General features: G+C 71.9%; 16 protein-coding genes. 11 read left to right on the forward strand and 5 right to left on the reverse strand.

Features of this window, described 5'->3' with window-relative positions:
* Positions 1 to 311: 311 nt before the first annotated feature.
* Positions 312 to 533: a hypothetical protein gene (locus tag J5Y04_RS28705; RefSeq protein ID WP_209415307.1), complete on the forward strand. Its 222-nt coding sequence runs from the start codon at positions 312 to 314 to the stop codon at positions 531 to 533.
* 52 nt (positions 534 to 585) lie between these two features.
* Positions 586 to 1821 carry an SPFH domain-containing protein gene (locus J5Y04_RS28710; RefSeq protein WP_209415308.1) on the forward strand — a complete coding sequence of 412 codons (1236 nt, stop codon included), beginning with the start codon at positions 586 to 588 and terminating at the stop codon, positions 1819 to 1821.
* A gap of 65 nt (positions 1822 to 1886) precedes the next feature.
* Here J5Y04_RS28710 and J5Y04_RS28715 read toward each other — a convergent pair whose 3' ends face one another.
* Positions 1887 to 2621: a hypothetical protein gene (locus tag J5Y04_RS28715; protein ID WP_209415309.1), complete on the reverse strand. Its 735-nt coding sequence runs from the start codon at positions 2619 to 2621 to the stop codon at positions 1887 to 1889.
* 693 nt (positions 2622 to 3314) lie between these two features.
* Positions 3315 to 3542 (reverse strand): hypothetical protein, encoded by a 228-nt coding sequence (locus tag J5Y04_RS28720; protein ID WP_209415310.1) that lies wholly within the window; start codon positions 3540 to 3542, stop codon positions 3315 to 3317.
* Positions 3543 to 4011: 469 nt separating this feature from the next.
* On the opposite strand from J5Y04_RS28720, the gene J5Y04_RS28725 reads away from it, so the two are divergent.
* From J5Y04_RS28725 to J5Y04_RS28735, 3 genes are all read left to right on the forward strand, one after another.
* The gene (locus tag J5Y04_RS28725; RefSeq protein ID WP_030918248.1) at positions 4012 to 4215 is read left to right on the forward strand and encodes a cold-shock protein; all 204 of its coding nucleotides are present in this window, start codon (positions 4012 to 4014) and stop codon (positions 4213 to 4215) included.
* 367 nt (positions 4216 to 4582) lie between these two features.
* Positions 4583 to 6124: a DEAD/DEAH box helicase gene (locus J5Y04_RS28730; RefSeq protein WP_209415311.1), complete on the forward strand. Its 1542-nt coding sequence runs from the start codon at positions 4583 to 4585 to the stop codon at positions 6122 to 6124.
* A gap of 159 nt (positions 6125 to 6283) precedes the next feature.
* Entirely contained in the window at positions 6284 to 6664 is a 381-nt protein-coding gene (locus tag J5Y04_RS28735; protein ID WP_209415312.1) for a CBS domain-containing protein, read from the forward strand.
* Positions 6665 to 6948: 284 nt separating this feature from the next.
* Here the strand turns inward: J5Y04_RS28735 and J5Y04_RS28740 are convergent, their stop codons facing one another.
* The gene (locus J5Y04_RS28740; RefSeq protein WP_209415364.1) at positions 6949 to 7230 is read right to left on the reverse strand and encodes a MerR family transcriptional regulator; all 282 of its coding nucleotides are present in this window, start codon (positions 7228 to 7230) and stop codon (positions 6949 to 6951) included.
* Between the two features lie 1178 nt (positions 7231 to 8408).
* On the opposite strand from J5Y04_RS28740, the gene J5Y04_RS28745 reads away from it, so the two are divergent.
* The gene (locus J5Y04_RS28745; RefSeq protein ID WP_209415313.1) at positions 8409 to 8633 is read left to right on the forward strand and encodes a hypothetical protein; all 225 of its coding nucleotides are present in this window, start codon (positions 8409 to 8411) and stop codon (positions 8631 to 8633) included.
* A gap of 27 nt (positions 8634 to 8660) precedes the next feature.
* Here J5Y04_RS28745 and J5Y04_RS43005 read toward each other — a convergent pair whose 3' ends face one another.
* Positions 8661 to 8783 carry a hypothetical protein gene (locus tag J5Y04_RS43005; RefSeq protein ID WP_256463568.1) on the reverse strand — a complete coding sequence of 41 codons (123 nt, stop codon included), beginning with the start codon at positions 8781 to 8783 and terminating at the stop codon, positions 8661 to 8663.
* A 395-nt stretch (positions 8784 to 9178) separates the two neighbouring features.
* A complete protein-coding gene (locus J5Y04_RS28750; protein ID WP_245205633.1) occupies positions 9179 to 9619 on the reverse strand; it encodes a tyrosine-type recombinase/integrase in 441 nt (146 codons plus the stop codon).
* A gap of 236 nt (positions 9620 to 9855) precedes the next feature.
* Here J5Y04_RS28750 and J5Y04_RS28755 point away from each other — a divergent pair, with 236 nt between their 5' ends.
* From J5Y04_RS28755 to J5Y04_RS28775, 5 genes are all read left to right on the forward strand, one after another.
* Positions 9856 to 10848: an asparaginase gene (locus J5Y04_RS28755; RefSeq protein ID WP_305852875.1), complete on the forward strand. Its 993-nt coding sequence runs from the start codon at positions 9856 to 9858 to the stop codon at positions 10846 to 10848.
* Between the two features lie 689 nt (positions 10849 to 11537).
* The gene (locus tag J5Y04_RS28760; protein ID WP_148648093.1) at positions 11538 to 12200 is read left to right on the forward strand and encodes a hydrolase; all 663 of its coding nucleotides are present in this window, start codon (positions 11538 to 11540) and stop codon (positions 12198 to 12200) included.
* 5 nt (positions 12201 to 12205) lie between these two features.
* Entirely contained in the window at positions 12206 to 12703 is a 498-nt protein-coding gene (locus J5Y04_RS28765; protein WP_209415314.1) for a DoxX family protein, read from the forward strand.
* Between the two features lie 198 nt (positions 12704 to 12901).
* Entirely contained in the window at positions 12902 to 13585 is a 684-nt protein-coding gene (locus J5Y04_RS28770) for a Dps family protein (protein ID WP_245205609.1), read from the forward strand.
* The gene (locus tag J5Y04_RS28775) at positions 13582 to 15465 is read left to right on the forward strand and encodes an amidohydrolase (protein ID WP_209415315.1); all 1884 of its coding nucleotides are present in this window, start codon (positions 13582 to 13584) and stop codon (positions 15463 to 15465) included. The genes J5Y04_RS28770 and J5Y04_RS28775 overlap by 4 nt, the downstream gene beginning before the upstream one ends.
* Positions 15466 to 15581: the final 116 nt, after the last annotated feature.

Consider the following 15581-nt stretch of genomic DNA (forward strand, 5'->3'; position numbering starts at 1 on the left):
GTCGACGTCATCCGGGTGGCCCGGAAATCCGCCGATCCGGGCGGTTGGTGGCCCAGCCTTCGAGCCGGGCCCGGTCGGCTCCGGGCCGGGACTCCCGGGCAGGAGATCCGAGCCGGGTACCCGAGAAACGCCTCCCTGCGGCGGCCGGAGTACCGTGGGTGGGGTCGGGGCGGTCGCGCCGCGCGCGCTGCTCGCAGGCATTCTGCCGAAGGACTCGACCGGGGGCCCGGTGCCTCCAGGAGGGGTGCCGCCCGTGGCCGTTCGTGTTCCGGCCGCCCACTGCGCCGTCGTGTCTCACGGCACGAGGTGTCATGTACGCGGCCGATGACTCCCAGCAGAGCCCGGTTGGAGCCGTCGGGAGGGTGACGGTGCCGATCCCGGCGGACGGGCCGGGCGAGGTGTTGGTCGGCCTGCGCGGCGGGTCGGAGGTGTTCGCGGCCTGGTCCGCCGGGCCGATCGCGGTCAACACCCGGGTGGTCGTGATCGACACGATCTCCGCCCGGTCGGTGCTCGTCGAGCCGTTGCCGCCCTGAGTCCGGCGGCCCCGCGGCCCTCGTCGAGCTGTTGCAGGTCAGGTGGTTCGTCATGTTGTTCTGGCACGTGCCCGCGCCCAACGAGGCCATGCTCATCTCCGGTTCCAAGCGGCAGTCGCAGGACACCCAGTTCCGGATCGTCACGGGCCACGGGAGCTTCGTCGTTCCCGTCAAGCAGAAGGCCCGCATGCTGTCCCTGGCCCTGCAGGAGGCGGAGATCGCCGAGGACTGCGTCACCCAGCAGGGCATCCGGCTCACCGTCCGCGCGGTCTGTGTCTTCAAGGTCGGCGACGACGCCGTGTCGATCGCCAACGCGGCCCGGCGCTTCCTGTCCGAGCAGAACCAGATGCAGGAACTGGTCGGACGGATATTCGCAGGCCACCTGCGCTCCATCATCGGTGGGCTGACCGTGGAACAGATCATCAGGGAACGTAGCCGGGTCGCCCAGGAAGTCATGGCGGGCAGTCACGGCGAGATGGAGAAGCTCGGCATCGTGGTGGACGCCCTGCAGATCCAGGAGATCGAGGACGCCACCGGCTACATCAACAACCTCGCCGCGCCGCACGCGGCGGCGGTGGCCAGTCAGGCCCGGATCGCCCAGGCCAAGGCTGACCAGGAGGCGAGCGAACGGGAGCAGCAGGCCGCCGCGCTCAAGGCCGAGTACGAGCGGGACACCGCGATCAAGCGGGCCGGCTTCCTCGCGGAGACCGAGCAGTCCAGGGCGCGCGCCGCCCAGGCCGGGCCGCTCGCCGAGGCACGGGCCACCCAGGAGGTCACCGAGGAACAGACCGCCCTCGCGCAGCGCAATGCGGCGCTCACGGCGCAGCGGCTGGAGGCGGAGGTGCGGCGCCCCGCCGACGCCGAGGCCTACCGGAAGCGGACGCTGGCCGAGGCGGACCGCGACCGGGTGAAGTTCGAGGCCGACGCCGGCGCCTACACCGAACGGACCCTGGCCCAGGCCCAGGCGGACGCCAACGCCGCCCGCGCGGCGTCACTGCGGGACGGCAACCAGGAGCTGATCGCGGCCAACAGGATCGTGGAGGCCCTCCCCGCACTCGCCGACGCGGCGGCCCGGGGCATGGCGGGCGCCGATCTGACCGTCCTGAACGGCACCGACGGGGTAAACCAGATCGCGGCCGGCATCGCCAGCCAGGGGCTGGCCATCCTACGGTCCCTCCAGCACTCCGCGGCGCCCACAGCGACTTCGACGGCTTCGACGACCGGCGCATCGGTCGCAGACCCGAACGTCAACGGCCGCCCCACGCCCCGCCTCCCCGACCGGAGCTGACCCGGACACTCCGCCGAGAGAGTCGTCGAGGACAGCTCGCAGTGAGCCGGCAAGGCTGGGCACGGTCAGCGCGGCCGCCCCGATGCCCGCCCCGATGACGGTCTGTTCGCCGACGCGGTGAGGAGGTCCACGATGAGGCGCCCGAGCATGCGTGTGGATATAGGCCGGGCGACGCCGGGCGTCCGGCTTTCGCGCGGCGGGCAGAACGGGGGCGCCACCGAGCGGTGGCGCCCCCGTTCGCCTGCGGTCGGGACACAGACCGAAGCAGTGACGGTGGGTCCGGGCGGGAAGACGGCTGCGTCGTCCATGATGATGCCGGCCTGGTGGACCTGCGGGACGATCACCCCGGCCTGCGCGGGGGCGGACAGGAGGAGCGCGGCGCCGAGTTGCTGCTGCGCGCGGCCGCTCTGGCGTACTACGCCCACGACCGCGACCGGATAAGGCAGTTGGCCGAAGCGGCACTGCGGCAGGGCTTCGACCCGCGGGCCGCACTGCTGCTCGGCACCGCCCTCGGCGAGCTCGGCCGCGCCGACGAGGCGGTGGCCGTACTGGCCCCGGCCATGGATGAGGTGGCCGACACGGACCTGGAAGCCACCGCGATGGTCCTCGCATGGAACTGCTTCTACGGCTCGCAGGGGCTTGCCGCGGCTCAGGAATGGCTGGCCCGGGCAGCGGCCAAGGGAGGACCCGGCTCCGCTGTTCGCTGGGCGCGCACGATAGTTACGCGTGCCGATGCTGGCCTGGCAGGATCGGCTCGTGATGAAAACCTCGGTGACTATGCGCGGCTTCCCCGGCCCCATGCGCCTGGGGCAGCGGCCATAGCGACCACGGGCTTGTCGTCGGCCGCACGCTGGGCGCTACACGGCGGCGACCTGACGTGCCGACCGGCTGCGCCGCGGTGCGGAGCAGGTGGGAGCGGCCGGGAGGTCGGGGCAGTGCCCGGATCGTGTGGGCCGGCGGTGACGATCAGGTCGTCGCCGAGGGCGGTGACGGTGAAGCCCGCATCGCCGAGGACCTCCGACAGGGCCAGCATGAGCGCGGTCCGGATGCCGCGGAACTCGGTGCGCCCGGCGGCGTGGTCGGGATGCGGGCAGGCGTGGAGGGTGGGTCCGATCAGGTCCTCACCCGGTCGCCATCCCAGTACGAGGCCGGTCCTCGGACGCAGTCGGACGGAGAGTCCGGCTGCCTGCGGCGGTGCCGGCTCGAACCCTCGGCGGGAGAGCACTTCGCAGACGGACTCAAACAGATGTTTGTCATCCACGCGCGGAGTTCATCGCCCTACCCACCCCGTGGTCGGCCATCGGTGACGATGTGTCACGTACTGTTCAAGTTTGTCGCCGGTGCGGCCCGGGACGGGATCGGGGGTGCCTGTTCGACCTGGTTGGGTGCGCGCTCCTGGACGGCGGACCGGCGCGATGACCCAGGGGCGCGCGGCGGTGTCTCCGCGCCATGCGCGGTGCGGCGCGCTCGGCCGAGAACGCGTGAGTCCTGGGTCAGAGTTTGAACATGGCGGCGTAGGGCTGGGTGATGCGTTCCCGCCGCGATCCGAAGTCGACGAGTACCGCGATGTCGCTGTCGCCTTCCACGCCGATGGCCCGGCCGAGGCCGTACTGGTCGTGAGTGACGCGGTCGCCGACGGCGAAGTGCTTGCGCGGTGCTTCGATCCGGGCCTTGAAGGGGCTGGTGGGCAGGACGCGGCGGACTGCTGCAGATTTCGTCATTCCCTGCAGTATGCACCGGAAATCGCGAGAGCAGGTCCTTCCGGCGCATTCAATTTCGGAGTTCGACTGGCGCCGGCGGGCGGGGCGCTTCGCTGTTCGCGGCCAGGGCAGGCGCTCCGCGCCCGAGTCGGCCGCCCTCTCCATCCCTGGAGTCGGCGGCGCCGACAGGGCGGGAGGCATGCTCAACGAGGCTGCTCTCCATGTGTGTTGATGGTCGCGGTGCCTCGCGATCGGCGGCTCTGGGGAAGGGGTCTCGCGGAACCGGGGGTGAAATATCCGCCCGTGGCGGGCTGGGGCCTGCTAGAGTCGTTTTAGTTGCAGTAGTGGTTCCCATGAACTTTGTGTGCGCCTGCTGATGTATCGCAGGCGCCTTTTTGTTTCCCGGCTCTTCCCCGGGTGGGTGCTCATCGCGGCGACTCGAAACGCGCGCTGTGCGGGTTTCGGACAGCCCCTTGAAGGAGATTTCTTTATGGCTAATGGCACTGTGAAGTGGTTCAACGCGGAAAAGGGCTTCGGCTTCATCGAGCAGGAGGGTGGCGGTCCTGACGTGTTCGCCCACTACTCGAACATCAACGCCAACGGCTTCCGTGAGCTGCTCGAGGGCCAGAAGGTCGAGTTCGACGTCACGCAGGGTCAGAAGGGCCCGCAGGCCGAGAACATTCGTCCGCTGTAGTTTCTGCCACGGCACCCGCCTGGTAGCGAGGGGCCCGCACCGCGTACATGATGCCCGGTGCGGGCCCCTCGTCATTGCTCCACCACGCATTCCCCGGCCGTTCAGGCCCCCTGGCTCCGCCACCGGCGGCCATCCCCACGCGAGACGCCCAGCGCCGCGTCCGGATCGGCGCCCTGCCGTGACACCCCACGGTTCGAGGATCTTCGCTCCCGCCCTCCGCGGTGAGCGTCGACCTGAGGTGACGTGCCGCACGGTTTCACCGTCCACGCCCCGCTCCCCATACTTTCGGCCCGTTCCCTGGCGATCTCCTGCTGGCGCCCCGCGCTGCGGAGTCGCCTCGCGACGTGCCGTCCCAGGAAGGTTTCGCATGAACCGTTCCAGTCGCTCCCCGTACCAGAACACCAACTCCCGCTCCTCGGCCTCCGCCCGCTCCTACGGATCCCGCTCCGGCGGCAGCTCCTTCTACGGCGACCGGCCCGCCGGCGGCCGGAGCTTCCGTCAGGGCTCGTCCGCTCAGGGCGAGTTCGCGATGCCGGTGAGCACCACCCCGGCGCTGCCGGCCGTCGAGGCGTTCGGCGAGATGGACATGCCGAAGGCGCTGCTGTCGGTGCTGACCCGCCAGGGCGTCACCACGCCGTTCCCGATCCAGGCCGCCACGCTGCCGAACTCGCTGGCCGGCCGTGACGTCCTGGGGCGTGGCCGTACGGGCTCCGGCAAGACCATCGCGTTCGGTCTCGCCGTGTTGGCCCGCACCGCCGGGCAGAAGGCCGAGCCGCGCCGGCCGCTGGCCCTGGTGCTGGTTCCCACCCGTGAGCTCGCGCAGCAGGTCACCGATGCCCTCACCCCGTTCGCCCACGCGGTTCGGCTGCGGATGGCGACGGTGGTGGGCGGAATGTCGATCGGACGCCAGGCGCAGGCGCTGAACCGGGGGGCGGAGGTCGTGGTGGCCACCCCGGGCCGGCTCAAGGACCTGATCCAGCGGGGCGACTGCCAGCTGGACGGGGTCGGCATCACGGTGCTCGACGAGGCCGACCAGATGGCCGACATGGGCTTCCTGCCGCAGGTCACCGAACTCCTCGCCCAGGTCGCCGAGGGCTGCCAGACGATGCTGTTCTCCGCGACCCTGGACCGCAACGTCGACCGCCTGGTGCGGCGCTTCCTGAAGGATCCGGTCACGCACTCGGTTGACCCGTCGGCGGGTGCGGTCAGCACCATGGAGCACCACGTGCTGCACGTGCAGAACTTCGACAAGAACGCCACGATCGCCCACATCGCCTCCCGTGACGGCGGGGTGATCATGTTCATCGACACCAAGCACGGCGCGGACCGCCTGGTGGAGGACCTCCTCGCGAACGGGGTGAAGGCCGCGGCCCTGCACGGCGGCAAGTCCCAGCCCCAGCGCACCCGCACCCTGGAGCAGTTCCGCAACGGCCAGGTCACCGCGCTGATCGCGACCAACGTCGCCGCTCGCGGCATCCACGTCGACGGGCTCGACCTGGTCGTCAACCTGGACCCGCCCAGCGACCACAAGGACTACCTGCACCGCGGCGGGCGCACCGCCCGCGCGGGGGAGTCCGGCACCGTCGTCACGCTGGTGCTGCCCAACCAGCGCCGCGAGATGGCCCGCATGATGACCACGGCCGCCATCACCCCCGTCACCACCCGGGTCAGCGCCGGCGACGAGGAACTGGCCCGCATCACCGGCGCCCGCGTGCCCACCGGCATCCCCACCGTGATCGCGGCCCTCGTCGTCGAACGCCCCCGCCGCAGCGCGTCCACGAGCCGCGGCCGCCGCAGCCGCCCCGCCTACGCGGGAGCCGACGCCCGCGCAACCGCCACGGGCCGCGACAATCAGGGCTCCTCCGGCCGCCGCCGCCGGGCACCCCGCCGCGTCGCCCTCGCCGCCTAGCGCGTACGTGGGGGCCTGGACTGCCGCCGCAGTCCGGGCCCCCACCACCCACCAAGCGCAGAGCAGTCTCGGCCCGCTCCGGCACACCCGCCGGCCGTCCCACCGCCAGTGCCCTGACTACCGCCGGCCCCGGCGGTGGATACGCGAAGGAGTCTGCCCATGACCATCACCCTCGAAGGCCCCGCGGCCACCGCCACGGTCGGCGACCTCATGAAATGTCCGGAGCTGCAGATCAGCGACGACGTCATGGTCGACATGGCGATGGACATCCTGCAGAGCTCCGGCGCCGACCACCTCCTGGTCCGCGACGACGACGGCCGCTGCGCGGGGCTGCTGACCCGCCTGCACCTGGCGCCGTTCCAGACCCGCTCCCGGTCCACCGAGCGCACCCCGGTGCGCGACATCGTCCTCGACCGGGCCCCGTTCGCCACCGCCGACATGCCCGCCGCCACTGCGGCCGCCGCCATGCGTTCCCGCGGCCTGGCCGTGTGGCCGGTGGTGGACCACGACGGCCACGCCATCGGCCTACTCAGCTTCTAGGCCCGGCGCGTCGGCGCCGACGCGCCGGCCATCGCGGTATCCGCCCGCAGCGCGCTTCGCCCCTACCAGCGGATGCGCCGGGCCGGTGCGGCCTCACGCGAACCTGGAATCCCCCTGCGCGGAAGCGGTCTGCGTGGTCCGCGCCGTGAGGCAGGGTGTCGGGCAGCCGGGCCGGTGGAGAAGGGTCGGCCGGCGAACCGGAACCGAGGGGCTCGTGTCCCGGGCGGCCTGCGGGAGCACCTGCTGCTCACCGCGGGCCGGTTTCGTCGGCCTGGATGGCTGGGTCAGGTGTCGGCGGAGGGTTCCTGGCCGTGTTGGGAGCGGCGGAGCTGCTCGTTGATGCGCAGGGCTTCCTCGAGTTGGTCTTCGAGGATGATGATGCGGCAGGCGGCGTCGATGGCGGTGCCCTGGTCGACGAGGTCGCGGGCGCGCATCGCGATCCGAAGCTGGTAGCGGGAGTAGCGGCGGTGACCGCCGTCGGAGCGCAGGGGGGTGATGAGGCCCTGCTCGCCGAGCGAGCGCAGGAAGCCGGGGGTGGTGCCGGTCATCTCGGCGGCGCGGCCCATGGTGTAGGCGGGGTAGTCGTCATCGTCGAACGAGCTGACGGCGTCGGGGGTGTGGGGTCGGATGGTTGCCGTGGTCACTGCACCTCTTCTGGTTGTTGTGTCCGGGGACGCGCTGAGGGGCCCCGGGGCCGTTGCGGCTCCCGGGGCCCCGAAGGGTTTTACACCATCTGTCGGCCTGTGGCCGACTTCCTCATGTCCGCCTCGCCCCGGGGGAGGGGGCGTGCGGGGATCGCGTATGCGTGACCGGAAACCACCGTCCTTGCCTTGGGGTCTTCGGAATCCGCCCGGGTGATGCCTCACGGGCCGGGCGATCCTGATGGCGCTCTGTCCCCTCCGTTCATCCTCTGTACTGACCGATTACTGCGAACTGCGGGTACTTCCACTACCGGGTACTGCGACCTGCTCGGAACTGCGGTGCTGCTGGTACTGCGAACTGCGTGATAGTGCCAACTACCCGGTGCTGCTGTGGCGGTCCTGGTGGTCCGCCGGTTCCGGCAGCCAGCCCCGTCGCCCGTCCTGCTCAACCGCTCGGCTTGGAACCCCACTGCCGGACTCCCAGCACGCGCGCCCGCAGTCTTGGACGCCTTCACTGGGATACCGCGTACTGCGACTGCCGGTACTGCGCAACTCAACTTCACCTGCTGGTAATGCACTTACCGAACTGCGGTACCGCTCGGTGGTGGCCCCTGATACCTGCGGGCCGCCCGGCCCGGTCGCCAGTCCCGTCGCCGTCCTGCACCTGCTGTGGCTCCGGAACTCCGCTACCGCGCCGTCTTTTGCGTCACCTTCTTCACGCCCACCTGCCCGGCGCGTCTTTTGAACTGCGGTACTGCTGGGCGGCGGCCCCTGATACCTGCGGGCCGCCCGGCCCGGCCACCGGTCCTGTCGCCTTACTGCACCATCCCTGGCTTCAGGGCCCTGCAACCGTGCCGACCTGCGAACTTCTTTCCTGCTGCCCGCCAGTTCGTGTCTGGCGGGTACCGCTTGACCTCGTCTACGAGAGAAACACTAACCACGGTGTGCGGCAATGTCTACTCCGACGGGCATAGATTTTGCGCTGTCGGTCGGGGAGGTATTCTTCGCCCCGCGCAGGGCGGGGCGGCCGGTCGCCGCAGCCGCGCCAGGACGGAGGACGCCGCGTCCGGCGGCCACGACGACGAACGAACGGGAGGCGAGCGGTGGAAGGGCAGCAGGCCACGCGGCAGGTGCGCACCCCCGACCCCGATACCCAGGTGTCGCTGGCGGCGGCCATCGCCGAAGCTGTCCGCGACCGCGACGAGCGGGTCCTGCGCCGGCTTCTGGCCCGCTTCGCCGAGCAGGCCGCCCTCACCGACCTGCCCGCCCTGCGCGACGCCATCGACACCACCGGGCAGCACGGCGACCGCCCGCCGGGAACCCGTTAGGCCGAGCCGGCCCGCCGCGCTCCCGGATCAGAAGGCGCGGGCGGCGGCGTCGCAGGTCAGGCAGACGTACCCGGCCCAGCGCGGCGGATGCCAGCCCTGTCCGGGCCGCTGCGGGCTCCACCGGTCGACCACCATGGACGAGGTGTCCATTCCGCACGCGGTCAGCGCCCCCGGGCCGCCGGTGGCCTTCGGCTCCGATGGTGCGGCGTGTACCCGCCGCACCGACATGGCATCGACCTGGTCGTCCCGATCCCCAGGACGAGGGTGTCCAGCGGCTCGACCGGTTCCAGCAGAACCACGATGCCCATGGGTCAACCGTGCGCGCGCCCGGCCGCGAACGCGACCGCACCGGGGCGCGGGGTGGTCGGCGGTGGACCACGCCGGCCACCCCGCGCGCGGCTCGCCGCGCCGAGGTGGCGTTCATCGGTGTCACTGAGGGGCGCCCCGGGGCGGCGCACCAAGGCCCGGTGTGCGGAGGAAGGGGGTCCCGGTCGCGCCCCGGGGTCAGGCGGTGATGGCCTCGCGTTCGGGCCGGGCGCTGGGGGTCAAGGGGTCGCAGGTTCAAATCCTGTCGTCCCGACAGCGATGTCGGAGCCCCGCTGACTGGACGGAAGTCCAGGCCAGCGGGGCTTTTGCCGTTTCCGAGGCAGGGTCAGCGTGCAAGTCGCAGGTGGCGGCCGGGGGAGTCCGGCGGGACCACTTCGGGACCAGGCGCCTGGCGGGGTCTGCTGAGGTGCGCGCTCAGTGCCTCGCCGGCCAGCTCGATCGAGCGCCGGTCGGGGGTTCAGGTACCAGTGTGTGGTCGTGAGCGATCCGTGCCCGGCGGTCTTCCGCAGGACGTGCAGCGGCGCCCCGGCATCGGTCATCCACGTTGGCCCGGTGTGCCGCAGGTCGTGGCGGCGCAGGTGCTCGTAGTCGAGTGCGACCACCACCTCGTCCCAAGTGCGTCGTGTCCCGCAGGACCGCGGTGGTGATCGGCCCGCCATGGGGTCCGGTGAACACAGCTTCCGGATCTCCGGGATCAGCGGCACCGTCTGACGCCGTTTGCCCTTGGTCCCTTGTCCATCAGGCCGTCGGGTGTCGCCGTGGTCTGCCGGCACAGGTCCCACGTCCACCGCTTCCGGTCGTCGCCTCCAGCCGCACCACCTGAACCGATAGATTGCCCGAAGGCCACGAGGTCGTACCGCTTCGCGGAAAGACCGCAGACAGGGAGACAACGGCGTTGCGCACGAAGACAGTTGCCATCTTCTCCCTCGGCGGGACGATCGCGATGACCATCGATCCGGCGACCGGCGGAGTCGTACCGGCCCTGTCCGCCCAGGAACTCCTCGACGCCGTCCCCGCCCTGCAGGGCCTGGACGTCGACCTGCAGGTCCACGACTTCCGGCGCCTGCCCGGCGCCTCCCTCGGCTTCGAGGACCTCACCGCACTGTCTGAGGCCATCGCCGGCGCCTTCGAGGCCGGCTGCGACGGAGCTGTGGTCACCCAGGGCACCGACACGATCGAGGAGACCGCCTACCTCCTCGACCTCCTGCACGCAGGCGATCAGCCGATCGTCGTCACCGGGGCCATGCGCAACCCCACCCAGCCGGGTGCGGACGGCCCGGCGAACATCCACGCCGCCGTCATCGCCGCCGTAACCTCGGAACTGCACGGCGCCGGCACCGTGGTCGTCCTCGGCGACGAGATCCATGCGGCCCGCACCGTCCGCAAGTCCCACAGCACCAGCCCCGCCGCGTTCACCTCCCCGGCCACCGGCCCCCTGGGGCGGCTCTACGAGGGCCGGGTTCGCCTCCACGGCCCGCTCGCCGCCCGCACCACGTTCCCCGGGCCGCTCACCGGGCCGACACCGCGCGTCGGCCTGTACACGGCGACGCTCGGCGACGACGGCACCCTGCTCGCCGTCATGGCCGAAGCCTGCGACGGACTCGTGGTCGCCGCGTTCGGCGTCGGCCACGTCCCCCGGAACTTCGTGGCCACCCTGGAGGCGACCGCATCCCGGATCCCCGTCATTCTCGCCAGTCGCATCGGCAACGGGCCTGTCCTGGAGGCCACTTACAGCTTCCCCGGCTCGGAGAAGGATCTGCTCGGGCGCGGACTCATCCGAGGTGGCCACCTCGACGCCTACAAGGCCCGGCTCCTCCTGCACGTCCTTCTCGCCCAGGGGCGCAAGGCCGATGAGATCGCCGCGGCCTTCAGAACCGTGGCTCGCTGATCACGGGATCCGCAACAGCCCCGGCCCCGGTGAAGACCTGCTCGTGCGTGCCAGTGAACTGACCCTCGGTTGGAGATGCGAATTTCCCGATCGATAGCCCTGCGAATGACTCAGGGTCTGACGGGCCATTGATCGATGCGGCGGATCAAGGGCGCAACGGGGGATCGCAGGGTGCACGGGGAAGGGGAGTTTCGTGCTGAGGCCGGCTACGAGCCGGTGGATCTGCGGGACCGGTGCGGGACCACGCATGGGGGTGTACGACGTGGGTGCGAGTGGACGTTCCTACGTGCGCCCGTCCGGTCCTGACCTGCGGGGCTTTTGCCGTTTTCGAGGGTGGGTCAGCGTGCGAGCCGCAGGTGGCGGCCGGGGGAGTCCGGTGCGGGGTGGGGCCGGGTGGCGTCGTCCGGAGGGGGCTGGGGTCGGAGTGGGGTGAGGAGCATGAGGACCTCGTCGCGGTTGTCGTCGGGGGTCGGGCGGAGGGCTCCGGGCCAGCGGCCGGTCTCGCGCCGGTCGAGTCTGTCAGCGCGGTGCGTGCAGGTGGGGTGGGTAGTGGGTCCGGTCGGTTGTGCGCTGTCGTGCCAACTCGTGGGCGCAGGGCGCAAACGCGGGTGGCCGGGGCGGTCGTAGCTTCTGGGTGTGCCGAGCCGCCGAGCCGGCGGTGCGCTACCGATTGCTCCGAAGGGACCCTCATGTTCGACATCACCAAGGTGCAGGCCGCTCCGAGTGCGGACCTGCTCACGCCCGACAACGCGGTCATGCTGTTCGTCGACCACCAGCCGCAGATGTTCTTCGGCACCGGCAGCGGCGACCGTGCCGCGATCATCAACAGCACCGTGGGTCTCGCCAAGGCGGCCCGGGCCTTCGACGTGCCGGCCGTCCTGACCACGGTCGCCGCCGAGTCGTTCTCCGGGCCCCTGCTGCCGCAGCTCGCCGAGGTGTTCCCTGGGCACGAGATCGTCGACCGCACCAGCATGAACGCCTGGGAGGACGAGGCGCTCGTGGCGGCGGTCAAGGCGACCGGGCGCCGGAAGATCATCCTGTCGGGTCTGTGGACCGAGGTCTGCCTGGTGCTGCCCGCGCTCTCGGCGCTGGAGCAGGGGTACGAGGTGTACGTCGTGTCCGACGCCTCCGGCGGCGTCAGCCCGGCCGCCCACGAGCACGCGCTGCAGCGGATGGTGGCCGCCGGTGCGGTTCCGGTGACCTGGGTGCAGGTCCTCCTGGAGCTGCAGCGCGACTGGGCGCGGCAGGAGACGTACGGCGCCGTCATGGAGATCGTCAAGGCCCACGCGGGCGCGTACGGCCTGGGGGTCGTGTACGCGCAGAGCGTCATCGGCGCGCACGCGGCCGGCTGATCTCCGTGGACACCGGCCTTCTGATCCTGCGTCTGCTGGTGGGACTGCTCGTCGCCGGCCACGGCGTGCAGAAGATCAGCACGCACCTGGGCGGCAAGGGGCTCGAGGGCGGCACCGAGGAGTTCCGCGCCGACGGCTTCCGCGGCGGAGCCCTCACCGCCCTGGCGGCGGGCGGTGGCCAGATCGGCTCGGGTCTGCTGCTCGCCGCCGGCCTCCTGACCCCGCTCGCCGCGACCGGGGCCGTCGGGGTGATGACGGTCGCCCTCACCGTGAAGTGGCGCCACGGCCTGTGGGTGCAGAACGACGGGTACGAGTACCCGCTCGTCCTCATCGGCACCGCCGTCGCCCTGGCCGCCACCGGGCCCGGCGGCTGGTCCCTCGATGCGGCCCTGGGCCTCACGCCCTACCCGTTGTGGTGGGCGGCCGTCGCCCTCGTGGCCGGCCTCGGCAGCGGGCTGCTGACCCGGCTCGTCCTGCACCGGCAGGCGCCGTCAGCGCCGTAGGCCCCGCCGTCAGCCCAGCGGGCCTCGTCAGCCCCGTAGGCCCCGCCGTCCCCGCAGGACTCGCCGTTCCCGCCGTCCCCGCGGGCCCCGCCGTCCCCGGCGGGCGCTGACCGGGGGCCGCAGAGACCGGGTCCGGCCGCCCGCGCACCCCCGACCGGGCGGCCGGACCCTCCATGCCTTCCCGACCAGGAGTACTCGATGGAAACCGCGAACACCGCGTCCGGTACCGGACCCAGCACCGGACCCGGCACCGGCCCCGGCAACGGAACCAGCACCACGCACACGCCTACGCACCAGCGCGGCGGCCAGCCGCTGCTGCACCAGAAGGGCGCCGAGACCCAGGCGTTCGGCACGCTCAAGCAGCTGCCGATCGGCCTCGGCCACGACACCCGCATGTACGCCTGCCAGCGGCTGAACCGCGTCCTCGCCGATACGCAGATCCTCTACTCCCTCTACAAGAAGCACCACTGGCTCATGCGCGGGGCGACCTTCTACTCGCTCCACCTCATGCTGGACAAGCACGCGGAGGCCCAACTGGCCATCGTGGACGCGCTGGCCGAGCGGGTCCAGAGCCTCGGCGGCGTCGCCGTCGGAGACCCGCGCCACGTCGCGGAGCTGACGTCCGTTCCCCGGCCGCCGGACGGCGTCGAGGAGGTCCCCGTCATGCTGTCGCGGCTCCTCGACGCGCACGAGCGGATCCTGATCGACGCCCGGGACGCCGCCGCCAGGCTCTCCGCGGAGGGTGACGAGGGCAGCGCCGACCTGCTGGTCTCCGAGGTCGTCCGCACCGGCGAGGCGCAGGTGTGGTTCCTGGCCGAGCACCTGGTGGACACCCCGCTGGTCGTCGCCGACACCGGCACCGCGCGCGAGGTTCTCGCATGACCGGGCCGTCGACGAGCATGCCGGTGGCGGGCCTCGTCCCCGCCCCGCGGGAACACGCGCAGGCCGACCTCCTCGTCCGCAACGCGAAGGTGTTCACCGGTGACGCCGCCCGCCCCGGGGCCCGGGCCGTCGCGATCCGCGACGGCCGGGTCGTGGCGCTGGGCGACGACCACGACCTCGCCCACCTCGTCGGGCCGTCGACCAGGGTCGTCGACGCCCTCGGCCGCCGGGTGGTCCCCGGCCTGAACGACTCCCATCTGCACGTCATCCGGGGCGGCCTGAACTACGTCCTGGAACTGCGCTGGGACGGGGTGCGCAGCCTGCGCCACGCCCTGGCGATGCTGCGGGAGCAGGCCGGCCGCACCCCCAAGGGGCAGTGGATCCGGGTCGTCGGCGGCTGGACCGCCGAACAGTTCGCCGAGCGCAGGATGCCGACCGTCGCGGAGCTGAACGCCGCCGCCCCCGACACCCCGGTCTTCGTCCTGCACCTGTACCAGTCGGCCCTGATGAACAGGGCCGCGGTGCGGGCCGCCGGGTTCACCCGCGACACCCCCGATCCCCGCGGCGGACAGATCGTCCGGGGCAGGGACGGCGAACCCAACGGGGTCCTCCTGGCGGCGCCGGGCGCCCTCATCCTGTACTCGACCCTGGCCAAGGCGCCGGCCCTCGACGAGGCCGACAAGCGGACGTCGACGCGGCACTTCCTGCGTGAACTGAACCGTTTCGGCCTGACGTCCGCGGTCGACGCGGCCGGCGGGTTCCAGAACTTCCCCGACAACTACGCCACCGTCGTCGATCTCGCCAGGTCGGGGGAGCTGTCCCTGCGGATCGCCTACCACCTCTTCCCGCAGACGGCCGGACAGGAGCTCGCCGATCTGAAGCGCTGGACCGAGATGGTGAAGCCGGGGGACGGGGACGAGTGGCTCCGGCTGAACGGCGCGGGCGAGAACCTGACCTGGGCCGCCGCCGACTTCGAGAACTTCTCCGAGCCCCGTCCCGAGCTCGCCGCGGGGTACGAGGCCGAGTTCGAGAAGGCCGTCCGGCTCCTGTTGGAGAACGGGTGGGGCTTCCGGCTCCACGCGACCTACGACGAGACGATCCGCCGCGACCTGGCCGTCTTCGAGAAGCTCGCGGCCGAAGGGCTCTTCCCCGGCGACAACCGCTGGCTCTTCGACCACGCGGAGACCGTCTCGGCCGACAGCCTGGACCGGATCGCGGCCCTCGGCGGCGCCCTGTCCGTCCAGAACCGCATGTCCTTCCAGGGCACCGCGTTCCGCGACCGCTACGGTGCCGAGGCCGCCGCCCACACCCCGCCGGTCCGCGCCATGCTCGACCGGGGCCTGACCGTCGCGGCCGGAACCGACGCCACCCGCGTCTCCTCGTACAACCCCTGGGTCGCGCTGCACTGGCTGGTGACCGGGCGCACCGTCGGCGGCACCGCGCTCTACCCGGCCGGGAACCTGATCGACAGGGAGACCGCCCTGGACCTCTACACCCGGGGCGGAGCGCGGCTCACCGGCGAACAGGACGTCAAGGGAACCCTGCGGGAGGGCTGTTACGGCGACCTCGCGATCCTGTCCGACGACTACTTCACCGTGCCCGAGGCCGCCATTCCCGACATCGAGTCGGTGCTCACCGTCGTCGGCGGCCGGATCGTCTACGCGAGTGCGGAGTACGAGGGACTCGACGAGGCCGTCCCGCCGGTGAGCCCGGGGTGGAGCCCGGTGGCCCACTTCGGCGGCTACCAGAGCGGTGCCCGCCAGGCGTCGCTCGTGGCCGAGGCCGCCGCCGAGTCCGAGCAGCACCGCCGGTGGCGCGTCGCCCGGGGCTCCGACCCGGGGACGCCGCCGTCGTTCCTCGACCCCTGCTTCGACCACTGATCCGAGCCCTGGTCCCGGGCACTGACCCCCGGGCCCGGCGTCCGAGCCCCGACCCCGAGCCCTGACCCCGGGCACTGAGCCCGAGCACCGAGCCCGACCACTGAACGAGAGAGCCG

The sequence above is a fragment of the Kitasatospora sp. RG8 genome (genome assembly GCF_017813315.1).
GTDB lineage: Bacteria > Actinomycetota > Actinomycetes > Streptomycetales > Streptomycetaceae > Kitasatospora.